General features: G+C 65.1%; 21 protein-coding genes and 1 pseudogene. 11 read left to right on the forward strand and 11 right to left on the reverse strand.

Annotated features, from left to right (window positions below; all coding sequences use genetic code 11):
* Positions 1 to 26 precede the first annotated feature (26 nt).
* From OKW39_RS39900 to OKW39_RS39910, 3 genes are all read right to left on the reverse strand, one after another.
* Positions 27 to 377, reverse strand: coding sequence for a hypothetical protein (locus tag OKW39_RS39900; protein WP_429565158.1), 351 nt, complete (start codon positions 375 to 377; stop codon positions 27 to 29).
* 99 nt (positions 378 to 476) lie between these two features.
* Positions 477 to 1,115 carry a LysE family translocator gene (locus OKW39_RS39905; protein ID WP_429565159.1) on the reverse strand — a complete coding sequence of 213 codons (639 nt, stop codon included), beginning with the start codon at positions 1,113 to 1,115 and terminating at the stop codon, positions 477 to 479.
* 187 nt (positions 1,116 to 1,302) lie between these two features.
* Entirely contained in the window at positions 1,303 to 2,178 is an 876-nt protein-coding gene (locus OKW39_RS39910; protein WP_429565160.1) for a LysR substrate-binding domain-containing protein, read from the reverse strand.
* A 151-nt stretch (positions 2,179 to 2,329) separates the two neighbouring features.
* On the opposite strand from OKW39_RS39910, the gene OKW39_RS39915 reads away from it, so the two are divergent.
* The 6 genes from OKW39_RS39915 (at position 2,330) to OKW39_RS39940 (ending at position 11,532) form a co-directional block, all read left to right on the forward strand.
* Positions 2,330 to 2,764 carry a VOC family protein gene (locus OKW39_RS39915; protein WP_008918388.1) on the forward strand — a complete coding sequence of 145 codons (435 nt, stop codon included), beginning with the start codon at positions 2,330 to 2,332 and terminating at the stop codon, positions 2,762 to 2,764.
* A 409-nt stretch (positions 2,765 to 3,173) separates the two neighbouring features.
* The gene (locus OKW39_RS39920; protein ID WP_429565161.1) at positions 3,174 to 6,434 is read left to right on the forward strand and encodes an efflux RND transporter permease subunit; all 3,261 of its coding nucleotides are present in this window, start codon (positions 3,174 to 3,176) and stop codon (positions 6,432 to 6,434) included.
* 23 nt (positions 6,435 to 6,457) lie between these two features.
* Entirely contained in the window at positions 6,458 to 7,684 is a 1,227-nt protein-coding gene (locus tag OKW39_RS39925) for an efflux RND transporter periplasmic adaptor subunit (protein ID WP_429334109.1), read from the forward strand.
* Positions 7,684 to 9,270 (forward strand): efflux transporter outer membrane subunit, encoded by a 1,587-nt coding sequence (locus tag OKW39_RS39930; RefSeq protein ID WP_429565162.1) that lies wholly within the window; start codon positions 7,684 to 7,686, stop codon positions 9,268 to 9,270. Before OKW39_RS39925 ends, OKW39_RS39930 begins: the two co-directional genes overlap by 1 nt.
* Positions 9,271 to 9,376: 106 nt before the next feature.
* Positions 9,377 to 10,063, forward strand: a complete 687-nt coding sequence (locus OKW39_RS39935) for a heavy metal response regulator transcription factor (RefSeq protein WP_018424874.1) — start codon at positions 9,377 to 9,379, stop codon at positions 10,061 to 10,063.
* Positions 10,060 to 11,532: a heavy metal sensor histidine kinase gene (locus tag OKW39_RS39940; protein ID WP_184036356.1), complete on the forward strand. Its 1,473-nt coding sequence runs from the start codon at positions 10,060 to 10,062 to the stop codon at positions 11,530 to 11,532. The genes OKW39_RS39935 and OKW39_RS39940 overlap by 4 nt, the downstream gene beginning before the upstream one ends.
* Here the strand turns inward: OKW39_RS39940 and dinB are convergent.
* Positions 11,499 to 12,665, reverse strand: a complete 1,167-nt coding sequence (gene dinB, locus OKW39_RS39945; protein ID WP_184065303.1) for a DNA polymerase IV — start codon at positions 12,663 to 12,665, stop codon at positions 11,499 to 11,501. The two genes, OKW39_RS39940 and dinB, sit on opposite strands and share 34 nt — an antisense overlap.
* A 158-nt stretch (positions 12,666 to 12,823) precedes the next feature.
* On the opposite strand from dinB, the pseudogene OKW39_RS39950 reads away from it, so the two are divergent.
* Positions 12,824 to 13,249 (forward strand): annotated as a pseudogene (locus OKW39_RS39950) (EAL domain-containing protein); the annotation flags it as partial.
* Positions 13,250 to 13,281: 32 nt separating this feature from the next.
* On the opposite strand, the gene OKW39_RS39955 reads toward OKW39_RS39950, so the two are convergent.
* The 3 genes from OKW39_RS39955 to OKW39_RS39965 all read right to left on the reverse strand — a co-directional run bounded on the left by OKW39_RS39955 (position 13,282) and on the right by OKW39_RS39965 (position 15,167).
* Positions 13,282 to 13,863: a YceI family protein gene (locus OKW39_RS39955; protein ID WP_429334106.1), complete on the reverse strand. Its 582-nt coding sequence runs from the start codon at positions 13,861 to 13,863 to the stop codon at positions 13,282 to 13,284.
* A 48-nt stretch (positions 13,864 to 13,911) separates the two neighbouring features.
* Positions 13,912 to 14,487: a YceI family protein gene (locus OKW39_RS39960; RefSeq protein WP_429565163.1), complete on the reverse strand. Its 576-nt coding sequence runs from the start codon at positions 14,485 to 14,487 to the stop codon at positions 13,912 to 13,914.
* A 116-nt stretch (positions 14,488 to 14,603) separates the two neighbouring features.
* Positions 14,604 to 15,167, reverse strand: coding sequence for a cytochrome b (locus OKW39_RS39965; RefSeq protein WP_429565164.1), 564 nt, complete (start codon positions 15,165 to 15,167; stop codon positions 14,604 to 14,606).
* A gap of 274 nt (positions 15,168 to 15,441) precedes the next feature.
* On the opposite strand from OKW39_RS39965, the gene OKW39_RS39970 reads away from it, so the two are divergent.
* Positions 15,442 to 16,692 (forward strand): arsenic transporter, encoded by a 1,251-nt coding sequence (locus OKW39_RS39970; RefSeq protein ID WP_090806377.1) that lies wholly within the window; start codon positions 15,442 to 15,444, stop codon positions 16,690 to 16,692.
* Here OKW39_RS39970 and OKW39_RS39975 read toward each other — a convergent pair.
* Both OKW39_RS39975 and OKW39_RS39980 read right to left on the reverse strand, forming a co-directional pair.
* The gene (locus tag OKW39_RS39975) at positions 16,681 to 16,959 is read right to left on the reverse strand and encodes a hypothetical protein (RefSeq protein WP_090806375.1); all 279 of its coding nucleotides are present in this window, start codon (positions 16,957 to 16,959) and stop codon (positions 16,681 to 16,683) included. The genes OKW39_RS39970 and OKW39_RS39975 overlap by 12 nt on opposite strands.
* 315 nt (positions 16,960 to 17,274) lie before the next feature.
* On the reverse strand, positions 17,275 to 17,532 hold the full coding sequence (locus OKW39_RS39980) for a hypothetical protein (protein ID WP_429365249.1): 258 nt from the start codon (positions 17,530 to 17,532) through the stop codon (positions 17,275 to 17,277).
* A gap of 247 nt (positions 17,533 to 17,779) precedes the next feature.
* On the opposite strand from OKW39_RS39980, the gene OKW39_RS39985 reads away from it, so the two are divergent.
* The 3 genes from OKW39_RS39985 to OKW39_RS39995 are packed head-to-tail and all read left to right on the forward strand — an operon-like array spanning position 17,780 to position 20,187.
* Complete coding sequence (locus tag OKW39_RS39985; protein WP_429565165.1) at positions 17,780 to 18,073, forward strand: EF-hand domain-containing protein; 294 nt, start codon at positions 17,780 to 17,782, stop codon at positions 18,071 to 18,073.
* Between the two features lie 27 nt (positions 18,074 to 18,100).
* Positions 18,101 to 18,814 carry a response regulator gene (locus OKW39_RS39990; protein ID WP_429565166.1) on the forward strand — a complete coding sequence of 238 codons (714 nt, stop codon included), beginning with the start codon at positions 18,101 to 18,103 and terminating at the stop codon, positions 18,812 to 18,814.
* Positions 18,811 to 20,187 carry an ATP-binding protein gene (locus OKW39_RS39995; RefSeq protein WP_090806369.1) on the forward strand — a complete coding sequence of 459 codons (1,377 nt, stop codon included), beginning with the start codon at positions 18,811 to 18,813 and terminating at the stop codon, positions 20,185 to 20,187. Before OKW39_RS39990 ends, OKW39_RS39995 begins: the two co-directional genes overlap by 4 nt.
* A 28-nt stretch (positions 20,188 to 20,215) precedes the next feature.
* Here the strand turns inward: OKW39_RS39995 and OKW39_RS40000 are convergent, their stop codons facing one another.
* Positions 20,216 to 20,482 carry a hypothetical protein gene (locus OKW39_RS40000; RefSeq protein WP_090810108.1) on the reverse strand — a complete coding sequence of 89 codons (267 nt, stop codon included), beginning with the start codon at positions 20,480 to 20,482 and terminating at the stop codon, positions 20,216 to 20,218.
* A gap of 453 nt (positions 20,483 to 20,935) precedes the next feature.
* On the reverse strand, positions 20,936 to 23,596 hold the full coding sequence (locus tag OKW39_RS40005; RefSeq protein ID WP_429565167.1) for a response regulator: 2,661 nt from the start codon (positions 23,594 to 23,596) through the stop codon (positions 20,936 to 20,938).
* Between the last annotated feature and the right edge of the window lie 326 nt (positions 23,597 to 23,922).

Raw genomic sequence — 23,922 nt, forward strand, 5'->3', positions numbered from 1 at the left:
GCGCCTCGATGCGAGCGCCTCGCGACTCAATCGTCCGCGAAAAAATGGCCGATGAAAATGCAGCCAGCCGCGAGCGCGGCGCCCAGCGCCGCGACCGTATAAGCCAGCCTGACACCGTGCCACAAGCTATCGAACCATTGATGCAACTGCGCCATCAGTACCGCCGCGTTGCCGCCGATTTGCTGTAGCTCGATCTGATAGCGAGGATCGACCATGCCGTACATCGCGACCGCGCTATCGGGCGGCGGCACGCTCACGTAGATGAGCACCGCGGCGATCAGGCTGACGACCAGGATCGCCGCGCCGGTGAGATAGAGCCGCTTTTGCAGCGGCGAGCGTTGGTTGGAAGAAGGTGCGACGTGGTCGTTGCCGTTCATCGTTGCGTAGGTGGGTGCGCTAGCAGCCGTCGTTGATGGAGCCGAACCGCCAGTATCGCAGAGCGCGGCCTCGGGCGACCCAGACGCGCCCGACCCACCTCAGCTCTTCGACGTCAACAATTTGACCCCCGCAATGCCGAACATCACCGCGAGCCAGCCATCGAGCCAGCGCCGGATCGCCGTATAGACGCGGCGTGCGGACGCCGTCGAAAACAGCACCGCGTAGCTGCTGAATACCGTCGCGCCGATCACCATGCAGCCCAGCACGACCGGCGTCACGTGCGCGGCGCCGTGTACCGGCGACATCGCGAGCGACACGATCGACAGCCACACCAGCACCGCTTTCGGATTCGTGAGATGCAGCAAAAGGCCACGCAGATAGAGTCGCCCGAGCGGTTCGTCGACGCGCGCCGCGTTCGCGGCCGGCTTGCCGGCGCTCCACGCCGAGCGTGCGGACTTGAAGCCGAGCCACAGCAGATACAAGCCGCCCGCGATCCGGATCGCGACGAGGCATTCCGAGTAGGCGGCGAGCACCGCCGACAACCCGAGCGACGCGAGCAGCGCCCATGAGAACGAGCCCGACACCACGCCGAGCGCGAACACCAGTGCCGCGCGTCGGCCCGCGCTCATCGCGAGCGACATGATCGCGAGATTGCTCGGCCCAGGGCTCGCGGTGCCGACGAAATAGGCGCTGTAGGCGATCAGGACGTCGGCGGTGAGCAGAGGGCTAACGATCATGGCGGGCAAATGCAAGGGCGAAGCGCGTGTTCGACAATGCAATGCAACGCGCCACACAGCCGGTTGAATGAAGCAACGATTCTGCGCGCCGTCGCGCGCGATTCACAGATACAGTTGCGCGTACGTATGGCAGCACACTCGATGCGAACCCGAAGCGAACTCGCATCGAATGCGGCGTGCAAAGCGCTCAACCGTGCGCCGCGCTCGCAATACACTCCGCCAACGCATCGGCGACCACCGGCCGGCTATGCCGCGGCCGCAGTACGAGCCCGATCTCGCGCTCGAAGCTCGCATCGCCGAGTTCGAGTGCGACGACGCTCGCTGGCCATTTGCCGAGCCCGGCCGTATTCGGAATCAGCGCGACACCCATGCCGCGCGCGACCAGTTGCACGATCGCCTGCAATTCGTCGAGCTCGACCGCATCGCGCACGCCAAGGCGCGCGCGCCGCAGAAAACGGTCGACCAGCCGTCCGCCGAACGACGCGCGGTCGTAGCGGATGAACGGCTCGCTGCGCAGCAGTTCGCGCCACGAGCGGCCGCCGCGCGCAAGCTGTTTCGGCGCGAGCAGCACGAACGGTTCGGCGACGAGCGTGCGCCATTCGAGTTCCGACGGCAGCGCGAACGGCGGTTTGATGATGACGGCCAGATCGAGCTCGCCCGAGTCGACCTGGCCGAGCAGCCCCAGCGACACGCCCGGCACCACGCGAATCCGCCAGCCGGGACGGTCGTCGCGAAAGCGCGCGAGCGCGTCGGCGAGCAGCGACACCTGCGCGGACGCGATCGCGCCGATCCGCAGCATGCCGCTTTCGGCGGCACCGCCGCTGCGCTCGGAGAGCCGCGCATAGAGCGCCATCATTTCCTCGGCGAGCGCGAGCGTTTCGCGGCCCGCCTCGTTGAGCGTCGCAGAGCGGCCGGTGCGGTCGAACAGCTGAAAGCCGAGTTCCTGTTCGAGCCGCTGCATCTGCGCGCTGACGGCCGATTGCGTGAGCCCGATGCGCGCGCCCGCGCCGGAGAACGTGCCGTACTGGCTGACGGCGATGAAGGTTTTCAACTCGCTGAGCATGATCGATCAATCGATTTTGGTGATGGTCAGGTCAAATATATATCGTTTCTCAACATTTTTATTCATGATTAAACTTTGCTTCAACTGAACCGGTTGCCAGTCGTGCCAGTCGTAATTCATCCTCACACCCACCCCAGCGAGTCTTCCTATCATGAGCGTTGCCGAAACCGCTTTGCCGCCGTTCCACCTGGCGTTTCCTGTTCATAGCCTCGCCGCCGCGCGCGAGTTCTACGGCGAATTGCTCGGCTGCCCGGAAGGGCGCAGTTCGGACGCATGGGTCGATTTCAATTTCTACGGTCATCAGATCGTCGCGCATCTGGCGCCGGACGAAGTCGGTCACCGTCATACCAGCGCGGTGGATGGCGACGCGGTGCCGGTGCGCCACTTCGGCGCGGTGCTGTCGATGGAGCAATGGCAGGCCGCCGCGGACAAACTGCAGAAGGCCGGCATCGAATTCATCATCGAGCCGCATGTGCGCTTCAAGGGCGAGGTCGGCGAGCAGGCGACGATGTTCTTCCTCGATCCGTCGGGTAATGCGCTCGAGTTCAAGGCGTTCGCCGATATGTCGTCGCTGTTCGCCAAATAAGCGTCGCGGGCGTTGACGCCAGGACACGGATGACTGCAAATGAAGGCCGGTCGACCATTCAGGTCGACCGGCCTATTTTGGTTGAAGGGGATGGCCGCACGGAGCAAAATCGCCCCCTCTTGCGAATCAATCTGAAAGCATGTTTCATATCATTTCGGCCAAAAAACGTGCCGCGTATCAGCAAACGTTTCATTAACTGCGCGTAAATTTATTCAACAAACGTTTGCTTTGCGGCTAATTCGCAGCTAATTCGGCGAGAGCCCTTCGCCTCCAAAAATGGCGCATTTGCTTTCAACAAGCTTCCTGACGATTTCGCCATTTTCATGCCATGCAGGCGTTGGTGCCATCGATCTAGCATAAGCGCAGATTCAATCCCTCCCTCCACCCGCATTTTCTCTGGCCCGTTTCAATGTGGATCGTCAACGTAGCGCTTAAGCGGCCATACACGTTCATCGTGATGGCAATTCTGATCGTGCTGGCGACGCCCTTCGTGCTGTTCACCATGCCCGTCGACGTGCTGCCGGATATCAACATTCCGGTCGTCAGCATCATCTGGACGTATACGGGGCTGTCGGCCGAAGACATGGCCACCCGCATCACGTCGGTCAACGAGCGCAGTCTGACCACGACGGTCAACGACATCGAACATATCGAATCGCAATCGCTCCCCGGCATCGCGATCCTGAAGGTGTTTCTGCAGCCGAACGCGAACATCCAGACGGCGATCGCGCAGACGGTCGCCATCGAGCAGGCGCAATTGAAGCAGATGCCGCCGGGCGCCACCGCGCCGCTGGTCATCAGCTACTCGGCTTCCAGCATTCCAGTCATCCAGCTCGGCCTGTCGAGTCCGAAACTCTCGGAGCAGGATCTCAACGACACCGCGCTGAACTTCCTGCGACCGCAACTGGTGACGATTCCGGGCGCGGCCGTGCCATATCCGTATGGCGGCAAATCGCGGCTGATCTCGGTCGACCTCGACACGCGCGCGCTGCTGGCCAAGGGCCTGACACCTGCCGACGTGGTCAACGCGTTCAACGCGCAAAACCTGATTCTGCCCACCGGCACGGCCAAGATCGGGCCGAAGGAATACACGATCGAAATGAACGGGTCGCCGCCGACGTTGGAAGGTCTCAACGACATTCCGGTGCGCACCGTCAACGGCGCGACGACCTACCTGCGTGAAGTCGCGCATGTGCGCGACGGCTTCTCGCCGCAGACCAACATCGTGCGGCAGAACGGCCATCGCGGCGTGCTGATGTCGGTGCTGAAGAACGGCAACGCGTCGACGCTGTCGATCGTCGATACGTTGAAAGCCATTTTGCCGGCCGCGCGCGCCGCGCTGCCGCCGGATCTGCAGATCACCGCGCTGTTCGACCAGTCGGTATTCGTGAAGGCGGCGGTGCAGGGTGTGGTGCGCGAAGCGCTGGCCGCCGCCGCGCTGACCGCCGCGATGATCCTGCTGTTCCTTGGCAACTGGCGCAGCACCTGCATCATCGCGATCTCGATTCCGCTGTCCATTCTGTCGTCGCTGATCGTGCTGCACGCGCTCGGGCAGACCATCAACATCATGACGCTGGGCGGCCTCGCGCTCGCGGTCGGCATCTTGGTGGACGACGCGACCGTGACGATCGAGAACATCGAGCGGCACCTGCACTTGGGCACGAATCTGCACGATGCGATTCTCGAAGGCGCCGGCGAAATCGCAGTGCCGGCGCTCGTCTCGACACTGTGTATCTGTATCGTGTTCGTGCCGATGTTCTTCCTGACCGGCGTCGCGCGCTATCTGTTCGTGCCGCTCGCGGAAGCGGTGGTGTTCGCGATGCTCGCTTCGTACATCCTGTCGCGTACGCTCGTGCCGACGCTCGCGATGCTGCTGATGGGCCACGCGCACAAGCCGAAGGCGGGCACGAAGCCGAATCTGTTCATGCGTCTGTATCACCGCTTCGACGCAGGCTTCGAGCGCATGCGCGCGACTTACATCATGATCCTGAGCAACCTGCTCGTGCGTCGCAAGATGTTCGGCGCGCTGTTCCTCGGTTTCTGCGTGCTGTCGATGGGCCTGTTCTTTGCACTCGGCGAAGACTTCTTTCCGAGCGTCGACGCGGGCGACATCCGTCTGCACATGCGCGCGCCGACCGGCACGCGTATCGAGGAAACCGCGCGGCTGGCCGACGAGGTCGAAAAGGTGATCCGCGAAGTCGTGCCGCCCAGGGAATTGGGCACGATTCTCGACAACCTCGGCGTACCGTATAGCGGCATCAACCTGTCGTATAGCAATGCGGGCACGATGGGCACGCTCGACGGCGAGATCCAGATTGCGTTGAACGAAGGCCACAAGCCGTCGCAGATCTACATGGACAAGCTGCGCGCGATCCTGCCGCAGCGTTTCCCGGGCGTCGAGTTCTTCTTTCAGCCGGCCGATATCGTCACGCAGATCCTGAACTTCGGCCTGCCTGCCGCGGTGGACGTGCAGATTTCGGGCGCGAATCAGCAGGGCAACCTCGACATCGCGCGCAAGCTGCTGAAGCAGGTGCGACTGATTCCCGGCACCGTCGACACGCATATCCAGCAGAAGCTCGACGAACCGGTGATCGATCTGCACATGGACCGCACCCGCCTGCAACAACTGAACCTGACCGCGAACGACGTCGCGCAGAACGTGCTCGTTTCGCTGTCGGGCAGCTCGCAGACGTCGCCGGGCTTCTGGGTCAACAACAGGAACGGCGTGGAATACAAGGTGGCGGTGCAGACGCCGCAGTACCAGGTGTCTTCGATCGACGAACTGTTGCGCACCCCGGTCTCGGCCACGATGAACGGGCCGACGCAACTGCTCGGCAACCTCGTGCAGATCTCGCCGAAGAGCCAGTTCGCGGAAGTCACGCATTACAACATCCGTCCGGTGATCGATCTGTATGTGAGCGTTGAAAAGCGCGATCTCGGCAGCGTGGCGAATCAGGTCGACAAGATCGTCGACGAGGTGCGCGGCTCGCTGCCACGCGGCAGCACGATCGCCGTGCGCGGCCAGGTACAGACGATGCGCAGTTCGTTCTTAGGGCTCGGCATCGGCGTCGCGATGGCGATCGTGCTCGTGTATCTGCTGATCGTCGTGAACTTCCAGTCGTGGGTCGATCCGCTGATCATCGTCAGCGCGTTGCCGGCGGCGCTCGCGGGCATCGTGTGGATGCTGTTCCTGACCGGCACCCATCTGAGCGTGCCGGCGCTGACCGGCGCGATCATGACCATGGGCGTCGCGACCGCGAACAGTATTCTGATGGTCGCGTTCGCGCGTCAGCGGCTGTCGGCCGGCGCGCCGCCGCTCACGGCCGCGCTCGAAGCCGGCGCGAGCCGGATTCGTCCGGTGCTGATGACCGCGTTCGCGATGATCATCGGCATGATTCCGATGGCGCTCGGTCTCGGCGAGGGCGCCGAGCAGAATGCGCCGCTTGGCCGCGCGGTGATCGGCGGGTTGCTGTTCGCGACCGTATCGACGCTGTTTTTCGTGCCGCTCGTGTTTGCGGGAATTCATTCGTGGCTCGCGCGCCGTCATAAGAACGGCGGCGACGACGACAACGGCGGTGGCGACGCTGGCGACGATGGCGGTGGCAGTGGCAGTGGCGGCCATAGTGACACCCCCGCACCGGAACCCAGCAGTGCGGCGACGCCCGCGTAAAAGTTAAACGATGGTTGACTGAGATGACCGAAAAAACTCATGCATCGCTAGCGATCCCCGCGCGGGAAACGGAAGAAGGAGAGCACCGGCTGCCGCCGCGCCATCGCGAATGGAAGCGCGCGAAGATCGCCGTCGTGATCGTGCTCATGCTGCTCGTGGCAGGCACACTTCGCACCGTGATCGCGAACGTGCTGCAAAACCGCGAAGTCGCGGCGATCGCGCAGCAGAATGCCACGCAGTACGTGAATGTCGTCACGCCGACCCAGACCGAGGGCGGCGGCGACACGCTGCTGCCGGGCACGCTGCGCGGCTATGTCGAGTCGCCGATCTACGCACGCGCGACCGGCTATCTGCTGCACTGGTACGCCGACATCGGCACTCACGTGAAGCAGGGGCAACTGCTCGCCGAGCTCGATACGCCGGAAATCGACCAGGAACTCGCGCAGGCTCTGGCACAGCGTCAGCAGATCAATTCGAGCCTCGCGCTCGCGAAGACCTCGCTGGAACGCTGGCAGCAGCTGCGCCAGCGCGATGCGGTGTCGCAACAGGAGCTCGATGAACGGCAAAGCACCTACACGCAGGACCTCGCGAATCTCGCGGCCGCCGATGCGAACGTCAAGCGTCTGCAGCAGCTCGAATCGTTCAAGCGGATCGTCGCGCCGTTTACCGGCGTGGTCACGCAGCGCAACGTCGACGTCGGCGATCTGATCGACGCGGGCAGCGGCACGAGCCGTGCGTTGTTCGCGCTTGCTCAATCGGACCCGTTGCGCGTCTATGTGCAGTTGCCGCAGGCCTACGCGCAGAACGTCGCGGTCGGGCAGAAGGTCGTGGTCACGCAGGCCGAGCTGCCGGGCCAGCAGTTCAACGGCAAGATCACGCATATATCTGGCGCGATCGACGTACCCACGCGCTCGTTGCAGATCGAAGTGACGCTGCCGAATCCCGACGACAAGCTGCGCCCCGGCGCGTACGTGCAGGTCGCGGTGCCGGCCGCCGCGCATGCGCGTCTCACGGTGCCCGGCAACGCGCTGCTATTTCGCGCGGAGGGTCCGCGCCTCGCGGTCGTCGATGCAAAGGGCAACGTGAGCCTGCGCAAGGTCGTGATCGCGGTGGACCTCGGACAGCAGCTCGAAATCGAAAGCGGTATCTCGCCGAGCGATCGCATCATCGTCAACCCGAGCGATTCGATTGCCGATGGCGATCACGTGCAGGTGCAGCCGCTGCAGAAGAACGGCAAGGGGGCGTCGTGATGTTCGCGGTTTCACGCCAGGCGCGTACGCGTGGCACTGTCTTCACCGCGCTGAGCGCGTGCGCCGGCGCGGCACTGCTCGCCGCGTGCACGGTCGGCCCGAACTATCAGCGGCCGCAGGCCGAGGTGCCGCCCGAATGGCACACCGATTCGTTCTGGCGCGTCGCCGCGCCGTCGCATGCGCCGATCGCCCCGGACTGGTGGACGGGCTTCGCCGACCCGACGCTCGCGACGCTCGAAACCCAGGCGCTCGCGCAGAACCAGACGCTCGCCGCGGCGAGCGCGCACTACGAGCAGGCGAAGGCGACGCTCGCGAACACCAGCGCGCAGCGCGTGCCGGAAGTCGATTTCAACGCACAGGCCTCGCGCTTCCGTATTTCGCACGACCGGCCGCTGACGAACTACGCGACGCCGACCGAATCGACGGTGCAGAACAACCTCCAGCTCGGGCCGACGATCAGCTACGACACCGATCTGTTCGGCCGCATCCGTCGTCAGGTCGAGGGCGCGCAGGCGTCGGCCGAACAGTCGGCGGACGATCTCGCGAACGCGCGCCTCGTGCTGACGACCGACCTCGCCACCGACTACTTCTCGCTGCGTGAGCTCGACCGCGAGATCGACGTGCTGAACCAGTCGGTGAAGCTACAGCAGAAAGCGCTCGACTACGTGAACACCGAGCACGATCTCGGTTCGGTATCGGGCCTCGACGTGCTGCAGCAGAAATCGCAGCTCGATTCGACGCGCGTGCAGGCGCAACTGCTGCTCAATCAGCGCGCGCAGTTCGAGCATGCGATCGCCGCGCTGGTCGGCGTGCCGGCACCGCAGTTCGCGATCGAGCCGAAGGTGCTCGACATCAAGGCGCCGACCGTACCGCTCGGCGTGCCGAGCGACGTGCTGCAAAGGCGTCCCGACGTCGCCTCGGCGGAACGTGCGATGGCGGCGGCCAACGCGCAGATCGGCGTGGCCAAGGCGGCGTTCTTCCCGAGCCTCACGCTGACGCCGGGCATCGGCTGGGAGAGCACCGAGTTCGCCAATCTGCTGAGCGCGCCGACGCTGATGTGGACGCTCGGCGCGACGGTCGGTCAAGTGATCTTCGACGGCGGCCGGCGCGCGGCCAACGTCCAGTACGCGAGCGCGGGCTACAAGGCGACCGAGGCGAATTATCGGCAGACCGTGCTGAGCGCGTTCCAGCAGGTACAGGACGGCATTACAGGACTGTCGGTGCTCGACGGCGCGGCGAAGCAGTCGCGCGAGGCGGTCGAGGACGCGCAGCGGCTGCTGTCGCTCGCGAACGATCGCTATTCGGGCGGCCTCGTCGCGTATCTGAACGTGATCGACGCGCAGGAGTCGCTGCTGACCAGCGAGCGCACGGACGTGCAGATTCACGGCCAGCAGTTGACGCTGTCGGTGGCGCTCGTGAAGGCGCTCGGCGGCGGCTGGGAGGGCGGCGGGCAAGGTGGCGCAATGGCCGGGAACGAGGCTACCCGTACGAACGCGACAGCGAACGTCGCCAGTGCTACGGCATCGCCGCAGCAAGCGCCGGCCGGCGGCGCGCAGCAGAGGGAGATGCCGGCTCCTGCACACTGAATCGCCCCGGCAGAGCTTCCGTGCCGAGGGAGTGGGATCGGCGCGAGGCATTAGGGGCGTTTCGTATAATGGACAGTTGACCGCCAAACGTGGCATGGGGACGCGGATGAAATTGCTGATCGTTGAAGACGAGCACAAGGTGGTGGACTACCTGCGCTCCGGTTTGACAGAGCAGGGCTGGGTCGTCGATGTCGCGCTCGACGGCGAGGAAGGAATGCATCTGGCCACCGAATTCGATTACGACGTGATCGTCCTCGACGTGATGCTGCCTAAGCGCGATGGCTTCAGCGTGCTGAAGGCGCTGCGCATGCGCAAGTCGACGCCGGTCATCATGCTGACCGCGCGCGATCACGTGAACGACCGCGTGCGCGGCCTGCGCGAAGGCGCGGACGACTACCTGACCAAACCGTTCTCGTTCCTCGAGCTGGTCGAGCGTCTGCATGCGCTCGCGCGCCGCACGCGTTCGCAGGAGTCCACGTTGATTTCCGTCGGCGATCTGTTCGTCGATCTGATCGGCCGCCGCGCGACGCGCGACGGCGTACGCCTCGACCTGACCGCCAAAGAGTTTCAACTGCTCAGCGTGCTCGCGCGCCGTCAGGGCGACATTCTGTCGAAGACCGCGATCACCGAACTCGTGTGGGACGTCAACTTCGACAGCCATACGAACGTCGTCGAGACCGCGATCAAGCGGCTGCGCGCGAAGCTCGACGGCCCGTTCCCGTCGAAGCTGCTGCACACGGTGCGCGGCATGGGCTACGTGCTCGAAGTGCGCGAAGAGGCCGAGACATCATGAACCGTTCGATTGCCCGCCGTCTCGCGTCGATGTTCGCGCTGGTCGCGCTGTTCGTGTTTACGCTCGTCGGCACGGGGCTCTTTCTGGTGCTGCGCACGCAGCTCGAACATCATCTGCGCGAGTCGCTCGACGATCGCACGCAGATCGCACGCATCATCGTCTATCACGCGGTGACGCCCGAAAAATGGCGGATGTGCCGCGAAAAACTCACCGACATGACGCCGCACGACGGCAGCACCGTGTACTCGGTGACGAGCGCGGACCCGAGCTATCACTTCGGCACGCCGGTGCAGGGCACCGTCACGAAGAGCTGGCCGGGCGGCTATGCGCGCATCGCGCCGGCGGGCGGCGGCCCCGACATGCTGACCTCGACGGTGACCTTGCCCGCCAACGCCGCGCGGCCGCCGGTGCAGTTGCAGGTCGCGTCGAGCTATTCACCGAACCTGCGCACGATGCGCGTGTTCGGCTCGGCGCTCGCGGCGCTGTCCGCGCTCGGCAGTCTCGCGGTGCTGCTGCTCAGCTACTCGGTCACGCGCATCGGTCTCGCACCGCTCACGCGTCTGACGCGCGACGCATCGGCGGTCAGCCCGAACAACCGCTCGCAGCGGCTCAATACGGCGTCGCTGCCGCTCGAACTGAACGACCTCGCGAACTCGTTCAACGGCGCGCTCGAACGGCTCGACGGCGCCTACGGCCGGCTCGAATCGTTCAACGCGGACGTCGCGCATGAACTGCGCACGCCGGTCACGATCCTGATCGGCCAGACCGAGGTCGCGCTGACGCGCAACCGCTCGGTCGACGATCTGCGCCACACGCTGCAATCGAATCTCGAAGAATTCGAGCGGATGCGCACGATCATCAACGACATGCTGTTCCTCGCGCGCGCCGATCAGGGCGAACGCGCGACGGGGCTCGTCGAGGTGTCGCTCGCGGCGGAACTCGCGCATACGCTCGAGTTTCTGGAGATTCCGCTCGAAGAGGCGCACGTGCATGCGCAGTTGCACGGCGATGCGTTCGCGCGCGTGAACCGGTCGCTATTCGGCCGCGCGTGCACGAACCTGCTGATGAACGCGATCCAGCATTGCGAGCCGGGCGCGTCGATCAGCGTGACGATCGCGCGCGGGAAAGGACCGATGCGCGACCAGGTGCGCGTCGCCGTGGCAAATCCTGGCGAGCCGATCGCGCCGGACGTCCTCGAACATCTGTTCGACCGTTTCTATCGCGCGGAAGTCTCGCGCACCAATAGCCGCGAAAACCACGGGCTCGGGCTCGCGATCGTGAAGGCGATCGCGGAGATGCATCGCGGCACCGTGTCCGCGCACAGCGCCAACGGCGTCAACACGTTCTCGTTTTCGGTGGCGGCGTCGGCGCTCTCCACGTCAGGCGACGTGCCGGCCATGCGTGCGAACGCGACCGGCGTCGCCGGCGACAGCGCCTATTCGTCGCTCGCGAAAGGCAAGTCGGCCTGAACCGGCAGGCGCGGCTTCAGCGCCTGTTCGCTGGCCGACGTCAGCGTGCTGATGCGCACGCCCAATAGCCGCAGCTTGCGGTTCAACTCCACGCGTCGCAAACATTCGGTCGCCGCGCGGCGGATTTCGGTCGCGTCGGCGGTCGGTTCGTCGAGCGTCAGGTCGCGCGTGACGGTGTGGAAGTCGTCGTAGCGCAGCTTGATGCCGATCGTGCGGCCCACGTAACCCTTGCGCACGAGATCGTCGGCGACACGCACGCAGAGCCCCGTAAACGCGCTCGATAACGCCGGTCGATCGTGGCGCGGATGCAGATCGCGCTCGAACGTGGTCTCGCGGCTGATCGACTTCGGCTCCGATTCGACCACCAAGGGCCGCTCGTCGTGACCCTGCGCGACCTGCATCAGCCAGGCGGAATAGCTGCGCCCGAAGTTGTCCTGCAACAACCCGGCGTCGGCGGCGGCCAGATCGCCGACCGTCGCGAGGCCGAGTGTGGTCAGCTTCTGCGCGGCCTTCGGGCCGATGCCGTTGACCTTGCGTACCTGCAGCGGCCATACGCGCAGCGGTATATCGGCCGGCGTGAGGATCGTCAGGCCGTCAGGCTTGTCGAGTTCGGAGCCGATCTTCGCGAGCAGCTTGTTCGGCGCGACGCAGATCGAACACGTGAGACCGGTGGCCTGATGAACGGCGTCCTTGATGCGCCGGCCGATGTCGGCCGGTTCGCCCGCCAGGTCGGTCAGGTCGATATAGATCTCGTCGATGCCGCGATCCTCGATGCGGTCCGTGAACGTCCTGACGGCGGCCTTGAAAAGACGCGAGTAGTGGCGGTATGAATCGAAGTCGGTCGGCAGCAGGATCGCGTCGGGCGCGAGCGCGGCGGCCTTCATCATGCCCATCGCCGAAAATACGCCGAGCGCGCGCGCCTCGTAGGTCGAGGTGGTCACGACGCCGCGGCCCGCGTAATCGCGTAGCTTCGCGAAGCGCCTGCTGCCGTCTTCGAGCACCTGCGGCGCGCTGTTGCGCCCGCCGCCGATCACCACCGCGCGCCCGCGCAACTCCGGATAGCGCAGCAGTTCGACGGACGCGTAAAACGCGTCCATGTCGAGGTGCGCGATGCGGCGGGTTGGCGAATTCATGGGAGTTGAAGCGGGCGATGGCAATGAACGAAAGCGGTGACGGCGCGCGTCGCGACGCCGCCAGCCCGTAATGGTACCTTGCCGCGCTCGCCGCCGGTCAGGGCCGGCACGGCCGGCCGCACGCGTGTCGTTCAACGCGTTGTTGAAAAAGCGGGTTCAACGTGAGCGGCGAGGATCTGCGCACGCCGCGCTTTCTTAACCTGATCACCGCGAGGCTCGCCGGAACCGGCCTGCGTCCCGCGCAGATCAGGATCGAAGCGACCGAGCGCAGTTGCCTGAACGCCGATGCGACCCGGCAGACGATCGCGGCCTTCCGAAGCGCCGGCCACCCGGTCTATATCGACGATTTCGGCACCGGCTATTCGAGCCTCGCCTATTGCAGACTTTCATGATCGACGCTCTGAAGATCGACAAATCGTTCGTCGACACGATCGCCCGGGATGCGGCGTCGAGCATCGTTGCGCCGAGGCGTTCAGTACGGACAGGGCTGGCTGTTCGCGAAGGCCATGCGCCGCGAGGAGCTGGTCGCGTGGCTGGAGGCGCGCCGCGCGTCGCACGCGCCGGCGCAGCCCGCGATCCAGTAGTTCGGCGCCCGGCCGTGCCGGGCGTGATGCGCTTACTGCTTGATGCCTTCGGCCTGGATATGCAGCGTGGTCTTCATGTTGAAGCCGTACGCCTTGCCGAAATCGATGCCGAAATCGTCGCGATTGAACGTCGCGACCGATTCGGTGCCGCACACTTCGCGCTTCAGCACCGGATGCTGGATGCACTTGAACGATTCGATCTTCAGGTTGACCGGTTTCGTGACGCCGTGCAGCGTCAGCGTGCCGATCACTTCGACCGGCTTGTCGCCGTCGAAGCGGATCTGCGTGCCCTTGTAGGTCGCGGTCGGGAACTTCGCGGTGTCGAAGAACTTGTCGCCGACCAGTTCCTCGTTGAGCTTGTCGTTGCCGATGCCGACCGAGGTCATGTCGATCGTCGCCTCGACCGTGCCGGTCTTCGCCGCGCGATCGAGCACGACGGTGCCGCTGCTTTTCTGGAACTTGCCGCGCCAGATCGACAGGCCGCCGAAGTGGTCGGTCTCGAAGCTCGGCGACGTGTGCGTCGGATCGAGCAGGTAGGTTTCGGCGGCGGCCATCGCGTTGAACGAGCATGCAGCGGCGAGCGCGCCGGCGGCGAGCAGGAAGGATTGCTTCAAGTTGGACTCCAGAGGTCGAAGGGTAAGGCGGTGCTGCGGCGTGGTGGGTTATTTCTTCGCCGCGACCAGATGAAATTTGATGACGACTTCGTCGGCGACCACCGACGTGTCTTTCCATTCGCCGGTGCCGACGTCGAACTGCGTGCGCTTGATCGGCAGCGAGCCGTCGAACGTTTGCGTGGCGCCCTGGCTCGCGATCACGACTGGCACGACGACCGTTTGCGATTTGCCTTTGATCGTCAGCTTGCCGGTCACCTTGTACTGGTTGCCGCCAGCCGGCGTGATCGAGCTCGACACGAAGGTCGCGCTCGGGAAGGCGCCGCTGTCGAACCATTCCTTGCCTTGCGCCTGCTTGTTGTAGTCGTCGGCGCCGAGGTCGTAGCTCGCGGTGTCGATCGACACGTTCGCGCTGCCCGCGGCAGGCTTCGCCGGATCGAAATTCAGTTGCGCGGAGAACTTTCTGAACTTGCCGTCGACGGGCACGTTCATCTGTTTGGTCGTGGCGATGACGCTGCTTTTCGCGAGGTCGACGTCGGCGTGCGCGAGGTTCGCGCCGAGCAGCGCAAGCACCGCCAAAGAAGCGAGCGTCGCGCGACGAGTGGAGAGATAAAAAGGTGTCTTCATGATGGTACGCATCCTATCCGAGCTTCGCGGCCTGATTGCACACCGCGAGGAATTTGATTGCCAACCAGTCGTAACCAATCGACAGGAGTGGTGGCTTTCTTCAAGCCGTCATATCGTTATGCGCGGGTCTTCAGAAACGGCACCATGCGCGCGAGCAATCCGTCGCGATCGACGAACTGATGCTTGAGCGCCGCAAGCACGTGCATGATCACGAGCGCGAGCAGCGTGTAGTTGAGCAGCACGTGCAGCGTGCGCAGCGCGGCCTTCAGCGCGTGATCGGGACCGATGATCGTCGGCAGCGGCACGATGCCCAGATACACGACCTGAATGCCGGCCGCCGAGCTGTAGAAGTAGCCGGACAGCGGAATCGCGAGCATCAGCAGATACAGCAGACCGTGCACCAGATGCGCGGCGGCCTTCTGCCACGCGGGCGTCGCGGCATCGAGCGCGGGCGCGCGATGCGTCGCGCGCCACAGCACCCGCAGCAGCGCCAGCGCGAACACGGTCACGCCAATCCATTTGTGCCACGAGAAGTACTTGAGCTTCGTCGGCGTGAAGCCGGGGATATCGGTCATGATCCAGCCGATGTAGAAGCCGCAGATCATCAGCGCGGCGACCAGCCAGTGCAGTGCGATCGCCGCGCCGTGGTAGCGCGTGGGAGCGCAAGCGTGTGTTTGCATCGTGTTCTATCCGTTGCTCGCGAGAAGCCGCGTGAGAATGCGGATAGTAGGGATGCCCATTCAAACTGAATAGGCGGGTGGGCGGGAACAGATCGTTGTCGCGGTGATGTTAATCGTGTCGAGAGGCATGCGCGCTGAAAGGTCCGCGCATTAAGGCACGCACACTGCTATGGAGCGCTCGCCGTGGTACCGCTGTGGTAATTTGTTGCCCCGAACAACAAGGTTGCGCGCTTTGCGCAGCCACCGACATAACCCAATATCCGGGCGTCAAGCCGTGAATTCCGTTTTTCTTTCCTGGAGTATTGCCGCGCTCGCCACCGCCGGCGTAATCACACGGCCGTTCAAATGGCCCGAAGCAGTGTGGGCCGTCGCCGGCGCGGTGCTGCTCGTCGCCCTCGGCCTATTGCCCTTGCATCTCGCGGTCGAAGCGATCGGCAAGGGCACCGACGTCTATCTGTTCCTGTTCGGCATGATGCTGCTATCCGAAGTCGGCCGCCGCGAAGGGCTGTTCGACTGGGTCGCGGTGCTCGCTGTCAATCATGCGCGCAGTTCGCCGCGCAAGCTGTTCGTGCTCGTGTATCTGTTCGGCGTGGTGATCACCGCGTTTCTTTCCAACGACGCCACCGCCGTCGTGCTGACGCCCGCCGTGTTCGCGGCGGCGAAGAAAGCGAAGACACCGCCGCTGCCGCTGCTGTTCGTCTGCGCGTTCGTCGCCAATGCGGCAAGCTTCGTGCTGCCGATTTCGAATCCGGCCAACATCGTGCTGTACGGCAATCACACGCCGCCGCTGGGACCGTGGATGCTGCGCTTCACGCTGCCGTCGGTGCTGTCGATCGCCGCGACCTTCGTGATGCTGCGCTGGACGCAACGCGAGGCGCTCACTGGCGTCTGCGAGGCCAATCTCGACGCGGTCGAACTGTCGGCGAGCGGGCGCGTCGCGCTCGCGGGCATCGCGGTGACGGCCGGCGCGCTGCTGACGGTCTCCGCCTACGACATCCAGCTCGGCCTGCCGACCGCGATCCTCGGCACGCTGACCGCGCTCGTCGTGCTGATCAAGGAGCGCAGATCGCCGCTGCCGATGATGCGCGAAATTTCGTGGAACGTGTTGCCGCTCGTCGCCGGGCTGTTCGTGCTGGTTGAGATGCTCGATCACACCGGTGTGATCAACCTGTTCGCGGGTGCGTTGCGCCGCGCGACCGAACACAACGAAATGGAAGCGGCCGGGTGGGCCGGCGCGAGCGTCGCGTTCCTCAGCAATCTGATCAACAACCTGCCGGCCGGCTTGATCGCGAGTTCGACCGTGATGCAGGCGCATAGCCCCGAGCGCGTGATCGACGCGCTGTTGATCGGCGTCGACCTCGGGCCGAACCTGTCGATCACCGGCTCGCTCGCGACGATCCTGTGGCTCAACGCGATTCGCCGCGAAGGCGAAGACGTCAGCTTCATGAAGTTTCTGAAAGTCGGCGCGCTGGTGATGGTGCCCGCGCTCGCGCTGGCGCTTGGGGCGCGGATATTAACTGGCTGAACCGATGCCGGACCCGCCCGCCATCAGCGGGCTTGTGCAGGAACCGACGCGCGTCGCGCCGGCGAGCTCGTCCAGTCGCGCGCCGACCGAGCGCAGCCTTGCTTCGAGGTGGGCGACGCGCTGGCGTTGCGCGGGCACCATCGACGAACGGTTCAACGCATGCAGCCGACGATGCCAGTACGACAACGGAAAACGGTCGCGCCCAGAAAGTGCGTTGAAAACGACTTCGAGGTGGGCGATTTCCTTGTCGATATCTTGGTAGCTCATCACAAAGGTCCAGGAAAGAAGGTGGGAAGGGGCGCGCGAACCTGACAGGGATCGCAAGGTCCGTTCCATCCCGCCTATATGTAGTCAATATCAGCCGTGCCGGCGCAGAGCGCCACATCGGGCGCGCGCCTGGCGCGGTGCGCGATGGTAAGAAGCGCCAAACTCCATGCAAGCTTTACGCGGCGCTCCACCTTTCAACGGGACAACGGGAATTCACCAGGCGTGCCCGCGCGGCGCGTGTCCTATGCTGAGTCAACGGCGTGGGCCGGTCTCGGGGCGATCGCAACCGCCCGCGCGACGGCCCGGCGCGCGCTTTCAACGCGGCGCGATCACGAGCGGTTGCGCATAGCTGACCTTCGGCGCGGGCACCACCGCATAGTTGAGCGCGGGCGGCGCCGCGACGATGGTCGCGGCCGCCACAGGCACGGCGACAGGCGGTGCCGATACGTACACGGGATTGACCGGCACCGGGTAGTAGACCGGCCGCGGCGGCGGCGCGTAGACCACGGCGGCGGGCAGATACACGACGACTCGCGCGTAGGCAGCGGAAGAACAGGCGAGACGGATAGTCATTTTGGACTCCTGATACGTGGATGTCGACGAACGGCAGACGAAACGATACGCAGCAGGTCCGCAAAACGAAACCGCGAACTCATTTCATTCGATGTCAAGCTGCAGCGGCACCCGGTGCCGTGACATGATTCGACATGATTCTCGAATTGCGATCGCGCGGCGTCTGACCAACAATTCGGCCTGTCATCGAAACGGTTCGCGGCACCCAGGCAGGCGACGGTCGATGTTCCAACCGAAGGAGTCAGTCATGAAGAAGTTGCTCGCCACCGTGCTGCTGTGCTGCGCGTCCACCGTCGCGTTCGCTCAGGCCGCCGCGCCACAAGATATCGGCCAGCAGCAGATGGAGCGCATGGAGCAGCAGTTGCAAACGCGTTTTTCAAGCGCGAACACCACCCACGACGGCAAGCTGACGCGCGACCAGGCAGCGGCCGGCATGCCGCGGCTGGCGCGTCATTTCGACGAGATCGACACCCAGAAGGCCGGCTACATCACGCTCCCGCAGATCGAGGCATTCATGCAGGAACGCGAGGCCGCACACTGAGCGGCTCGGTTATCGAGGAGCTTTCGGATGGAACGCCCCGCCAGGATCATCGTGCTCGACGACGAAGCCGAGTTGCGCAACATGCTGCTGCGCTTTCTGCGCGGTCATGGCTTCGACGTGCGCGCGGCCGAGGACGGCAAGCGCCTGAATCGCTACCTGGAGCGCGAGCCGTTCGACCTGCTGATACTCGATCTGATGATCGGCGAAGAGGACGGCCTCGAGATCTGCGCGAAGCTGCGCGCTCAAGGGCAGACCTTGCCGATCCTGATGTTGACGGCGAAGGGCGATCCGCTCGATCGCGTGACCGGCCTCGAAACCGGCGCCGACGACTACCTCGCGAAACCGTTTCTGCCGCGCGAACTGGTGGCGCGAATCAATGCGTTGCTGCGCCGCCAGAAGATGGCCGCGGGCGACCTCACGCTGACGTCGCAGCGCGTGCGTTTCGGCGACTTCACGCTCGATATCGGCAAGCAGGAGCTGTCGCGCGCGGGCGAGCCGCTCGAGATTCATTCCGCGCAGATGCTGCTGCTGATCGCGCTCGCGTCGTCGCCGAATCGTGCGGTGAGCCGCGACAACCTGCTCGCGCGTGCGCGAGGGCGCGACCATGACGCGCTCGATCGCAGCATCGACGTACAGGTGCTGCGGCTGAGGCAGATCGTCGAGGACGATCCGTCGAAGCCGCGTTTCATTCGCACCGTCTGGGGCGTCGGCTATATGCTCGTCGCCGATGTCGAATCATGATGCGCTCACTGTCGCGCGCACTGCTGCCGCGCACGCTGCTCGCGCGCAATATCGCGCTGTTGATCGCGCTCGTGATGCTGAGCCAGATCTGCTCGATCGTCGTGCTGCTGCATTACGTGCAGCGGCCACGCGTCGAACGCGCGGCGGCCGTGTTCGCGACCTATGTGACGACGCTCGACAACCTGCTCGCGGCCACTCCGCCCGCCTCGCGCGCGGCGCTGACCGCGCGTCTCGACGCGCGCGAGCAGTTGCCGCCCGAAGCGACCGACACACCGCCGCACGATCTGTTGCATGTGTACAGCACCTATCAGCGCGGCGTTTTCATCGACAGCCTGCAGAAGCATCTGCCCGCCGATATGCCCGTGCGGTGGCAGACCGAGGGCGCGCAGCGGCTGTGGATTCGCATGCATGCGCCGGCTGCCGGGTCCGACCACGCGGCCGGTTCGTTGGCCGGCGCGCCATACTGGATCGCGCTGCCGGTTCCCGAGGACGCGCAGGGCAGCGGCCTCGAAGCGGCGATCTTCCTGTCGTTGGGTCTCGGCGTGCTCGCCGCGCTCGCCGGCTACGCGATCCAGCTGCACCTGAACGAACCGTTGCACGAGCTCACGCAAGCGGCGCGGCGCGTCAGCGCCGGCGACCTGCCCGCGCCGCTGCCGACCGACGGTCCCGCCGAAATCGCCGCCGTGGGCAGCGCTTTCAATCAGATGACGCGCGCGTTACAGGACGCCGAAGCGACGCGCGCGTTGATGCTCGCGGGCATCTCGCACGACATCCGCACGCCGTTGACGAAGCTGCGCCTGTCGATGGCGATGGCGATGCCGCAGGGGGCCGACAGCAGTTTCGTCATCGCCGCCGAATCGTATCTCGATCAGATCGAGACGATTCTGCAGCAGTTCATGGATTACGCGGGCAGCGGCGAGCGCGAGGAAGCACAGCCCGGCGATCTGAATGCGCTGATCGAACGGCTCGCGGGCGACTTCGCGGGGCTCGGGCACGAGTTCGACCTGTCGCTGGGCAGCTTGCCGGCCGTTCGATATCGGCCGATCAGCATGATGCGGCTGCTGATGAATCTGATGCAGAACGCGATCGTCTACGGCGGCAGCGGGCTTGCGGTGCGCACGTGGGCGACGCAGGACGCGGTCACGGTTGCGGTCGGCGATCGCGGTAAAGGTTTGACGGCGGAGGAGTTGGAGAAGCTGAAGGCGCCGTTCCAGCGCGGCCGCAATGCGCGTGCGCATAGCGGCGGCACGGGGCTGGGGCTGTCGATCGTCGATCGGATCGCGCGGCTGCACGGCGGCGGCCTGCAGTTTCATCCGCGCGACGGCGGCGGCCTTGAAGTGTGGGTCGTATTGCCGCCGGTCAAGGCGGCATGATGGGATGAGGCGGTGGCGTTCTTGCCGCTCACTCGCGATCGAGCCACGCGTCGAGCCCGACCCGAAACGCGACGCCCGCGATGACCGGCACGGTCAGCATCAGGATGATGCCGAAGTTCGGGATCTCGTCGCCGTACATGATCGGGTTGTACAGCACGACGCCCGACACGATCGTGAACATCACGACGCCAATGGCGACCATCAGGAGATTGCGCACGGACATGGACAGCGTCTTGCGCTGCCGCTTGTCCGTCGTGTCGTGAGCGCCGGGTGCTTCGTCGTGTTGGGCAGGCATGATGGTTCTCGTGGCAAAAAATGCGGCATCGGAAGCGGGTGCGGAGGGCACCGCGCCCGGCATCATACCCGCACCCGCGCGGCTGATGCAGATCGGGGCCGCGCCGTTGCGGTACTCATCCTTACCAACAATATATGCCATTCCAGGCCGCGATTTCAGGCGTCGGCAGTCGACCCCGCCGGAGGCGCCCAATCCGCGCGAGACGCCGATGCAAGCGCGCAACCGCTCAGGCCGAGCTCGTCGAGAATCGCGCTCATCAAGCCCGTGCGGCGCCATTGCAGCCACCTGATGTAGCACGTCTGCGACGGCGGAAACGTGCCGGGCAGCCGATGCCATTTCTCGTTGCGCGTGACGACCCACAGAGATGCTAGCGTTGCTTTTCAAACCTTCATCAGCGACGCGCCGGGGATTACCGCGACCACGTTGAAGGAGCTGACGCTGATCTCTTTGGGACTAGGACGCCGCTTCGGTGTGGTCGAGCCATTGCGCGAACTCGTGTCGCAACTGCGCGATATCGAGCGGCTTGCCGAGTAGCCGTGCACCCGGAATCGCCGCCCCGATCTCCGCGCTGCGACCGTAGCCCGACACCAGCAGCACGCGTATCTCCGGCTGCACGCGCCGCACCGCGCGCGCGAGTTCGTGGCCGGACATGCCGGGCAGCGTGAGGTCGGTCAACAATACGTCGTAGCGTTGCGTGTTCGCGAGCGGCAACGCTGCTTCCGCGCTCGCGACCGCGGTGCAAGCGAGGCCTAACGCGCCGAGCAGTTCGCCGAGCGCCTCGCGCGATTCGGTGTCGTCCTCGACGAACAGCACGCGCGCGGCTTCGTGGGCCGCACGCGGCTGGATCGGCTTGTGCGGCTTTTTCTTCGGCTCTTTGTTCGACGCTTTCCGCGGCCCCTTCGCAGTGGCGCACGTGTTGGCGCCTTCGTACGCGGCGGGCGGCACGCATGCGGCGATACGCGCTTCGCGCATCCCGGCCGCGTGGTCCACGCGCGCGGCGCCCGCGCGTAGAACGTTACGCACCAGACGGGCAAGATCGTCGCGCCGGTACGGCTTCGACAGCAGCGTGATACCGGCGTCGAGCTTGCCGTGGTGGACGATTTCGTCGCGCGTATAGCCCGACGTGAACAGCGTAGGCAGCGGTGGCGTGCGCGCGGCCGCGCGTTGCGCGAGCTCGACGCTCTTCAGCTTGCCGGGCATCACGACGTCGGTGAACAGCAGATCGATCGGCATGTCGCTGTCGATGAATTCGAGCGCCGCGTCGCCGTTCGACGCGGTCAGCACCTTGTAGCCGAGCTGCGCGAGCATTTCGACCGCGGTCAGCCGCACGTCGGCATCGTCCTCGACGACGAGTATCGTTTCGCCGCCGCCGACCGGTGCCGCGGTGCCATCGACGGTCTCCGGCGTCTCCGCCTCGCAGCAGCGCGGAAAGAACAGCGACACCGTGGTGCCGTGTCCCACTTCGCTTTCTATCGACACATGCCCGCCGCTTTGCCGCGCGAAGCCGAACACCATGGACAGGCCAAGGCCGGTGCCGTGGCCGTCGGGTTTGGTCGTGAAGAACGGCTCGAACACGCGTTGCAGCACTTCGGGCGGCATGCCCGAGCCGGTGTCGGCAACCGAGAACTCCACGTATTCGCCGGGCGACAACTCCGGCTTGCCGCGGCAGAACGCGGCGTCGAGCGTGCGGTTGGTCGCGCGCACGGTCAGCACGCCGTCGGCGCGCATCGCGTCGCGCGCATTGATCGCGAGATTGAGCAGCGCGTTTTCGAGCTGGTTGCGGTCGACCTGCACGTTCCACAGATCGTCGCTGAGCACCGTGTCGATCCGCACCGTTTCGCCGAGCGCGCGATGCAGCATCTCGCTCATGCCGGTCAGCAGCCGGCGCGGATTCAGCACGGTCGGCGACAGCGGCTGACGCCGCGCGAACGCGAGCAGATGCGCGGCGAGCTTCGCGCCGCGTTTGACGGCATCGGTCGCGGCGGATAGACGCCGCTGCGCGACCGGGTCGTCGTTGGCGTCGGCGGCAAGCATCTGCAGATTGCCGTTGATCACCTGCAGTACGTTGTTGAAGTCGTGCGCGACGCCGCCCGTCAGGCTGCCGATCGCTTCCATCTTCTGCGCCTGGCGCAGTTGTTCCTCGGCGAGCGTGCGCGCCGCGATCGAATCGGCGACGCGCTGCTCGAGCGTTTCGGTCAACTGAAGAAGCTGCTGTTCGGCGATCTTGCGATCGTGAATGTCGATCAGCACGCCCGGAAAGCGCGTCGGTTCGCCGTGTTCATCGAACTGGCAGCGGCCGTTCGCCTGTACCCACATATAGCCGCCGTCAGGCCGCCGGATTCGGTACTCGGCGCGAAACGGCTCGCCGCTGCGGACCGCTTCGGCGGTCAGGCGGTCATTGAGCGCCTGGTCGTCGGGGTGGATCATCTGCGTCACGGCATCGCGCGCGACGCCCTTCGACGCTTTATCGCGCGCAAACAGGAAGGTCCGCGCGAAGCGTTCGTCGCCCGTGACCTCGCCGGTGCGCACGTCGAGCACCCAGGTGCCGAGCACCGCGCCGGTATTCAGAGCGAGCTGCAGGCGTTCGTTGGTCTCGTGCAATTCGGTTTCGGCTTGCTGGCGCATCCGCTCGGTCAGCACGCGCCCGGTGGTCTCGACGACCATCGCGAGCACGCCGGCCGGCGCGCCGCTGTCGCCCGCGACCGGGCTGTAGTACAGATCCATCCACACGTCTTCCGGCTTGCCGTCGCGCAGCAGCATGAGCGCCTTGTCGCGATACGACAGCGTGCCGCCCGCGAGGCAGGTGACCATCACGTGATGGTTGAAATCGGCGACTTCGGGCCAGCCGTCTTCGACCGGACGGCCGAGCAGATACGGATGCCGCCCGCCCGCGAAGACCGCATAGGCGTCGTTGTAGATCATGTAGCCGGGCTCGCCCCACAACAGCACGAGCGGCATCGGCGAGGCGAGCATCATCTGGACCGTCGAGGTCAGACTGCGCTGCCAGTTTTCGATCGCGCCGAGGGTGGTGGCGCGCCAGTCGAATTCGCTGATGCGTCGCGCCATCTCGCCGCGCCAGCCAGCGCAGCCGCAGTCTTGTGCCGGAAAAGGCATGCAGCGCTCCACGTGAAATCACGTCGAAAATGATTGGCTCTTGACCGAAGCTTCGAGGGTTCGCGCGCGTCGCGCACCCTCGCGAACCCCAAATATTGTAGGGCACAACGCCTTATCGGTGATGCATCGCAGACGCTATTCGGGGTTTTGCCGGGTAAGCACCCGTGTCCGAAACCGTACCAATTTGGCACCTCGTTCGATGCGCGGGCGACATTTACCGCGAGGCGCGTTTGCTGCGCGGCGAAAGCGGAAGAAGCGCCCGCATTTCCGGCGTGGCTCGATACCTTCGCGTAGGGCGTGGTCGCGCCCACGGTCAGGTGCGAATC

Source organism: Paraburkholderia sp. MM6662-R1 (genome assembly GCF_050436245.1).
Lineage (GTDB): Bacteria > Pseudomonadota > Gammaproteobacteria > Burkholderiales > Burkholderiaceae > Paraburkholderia > Paraburkholderia tuberum.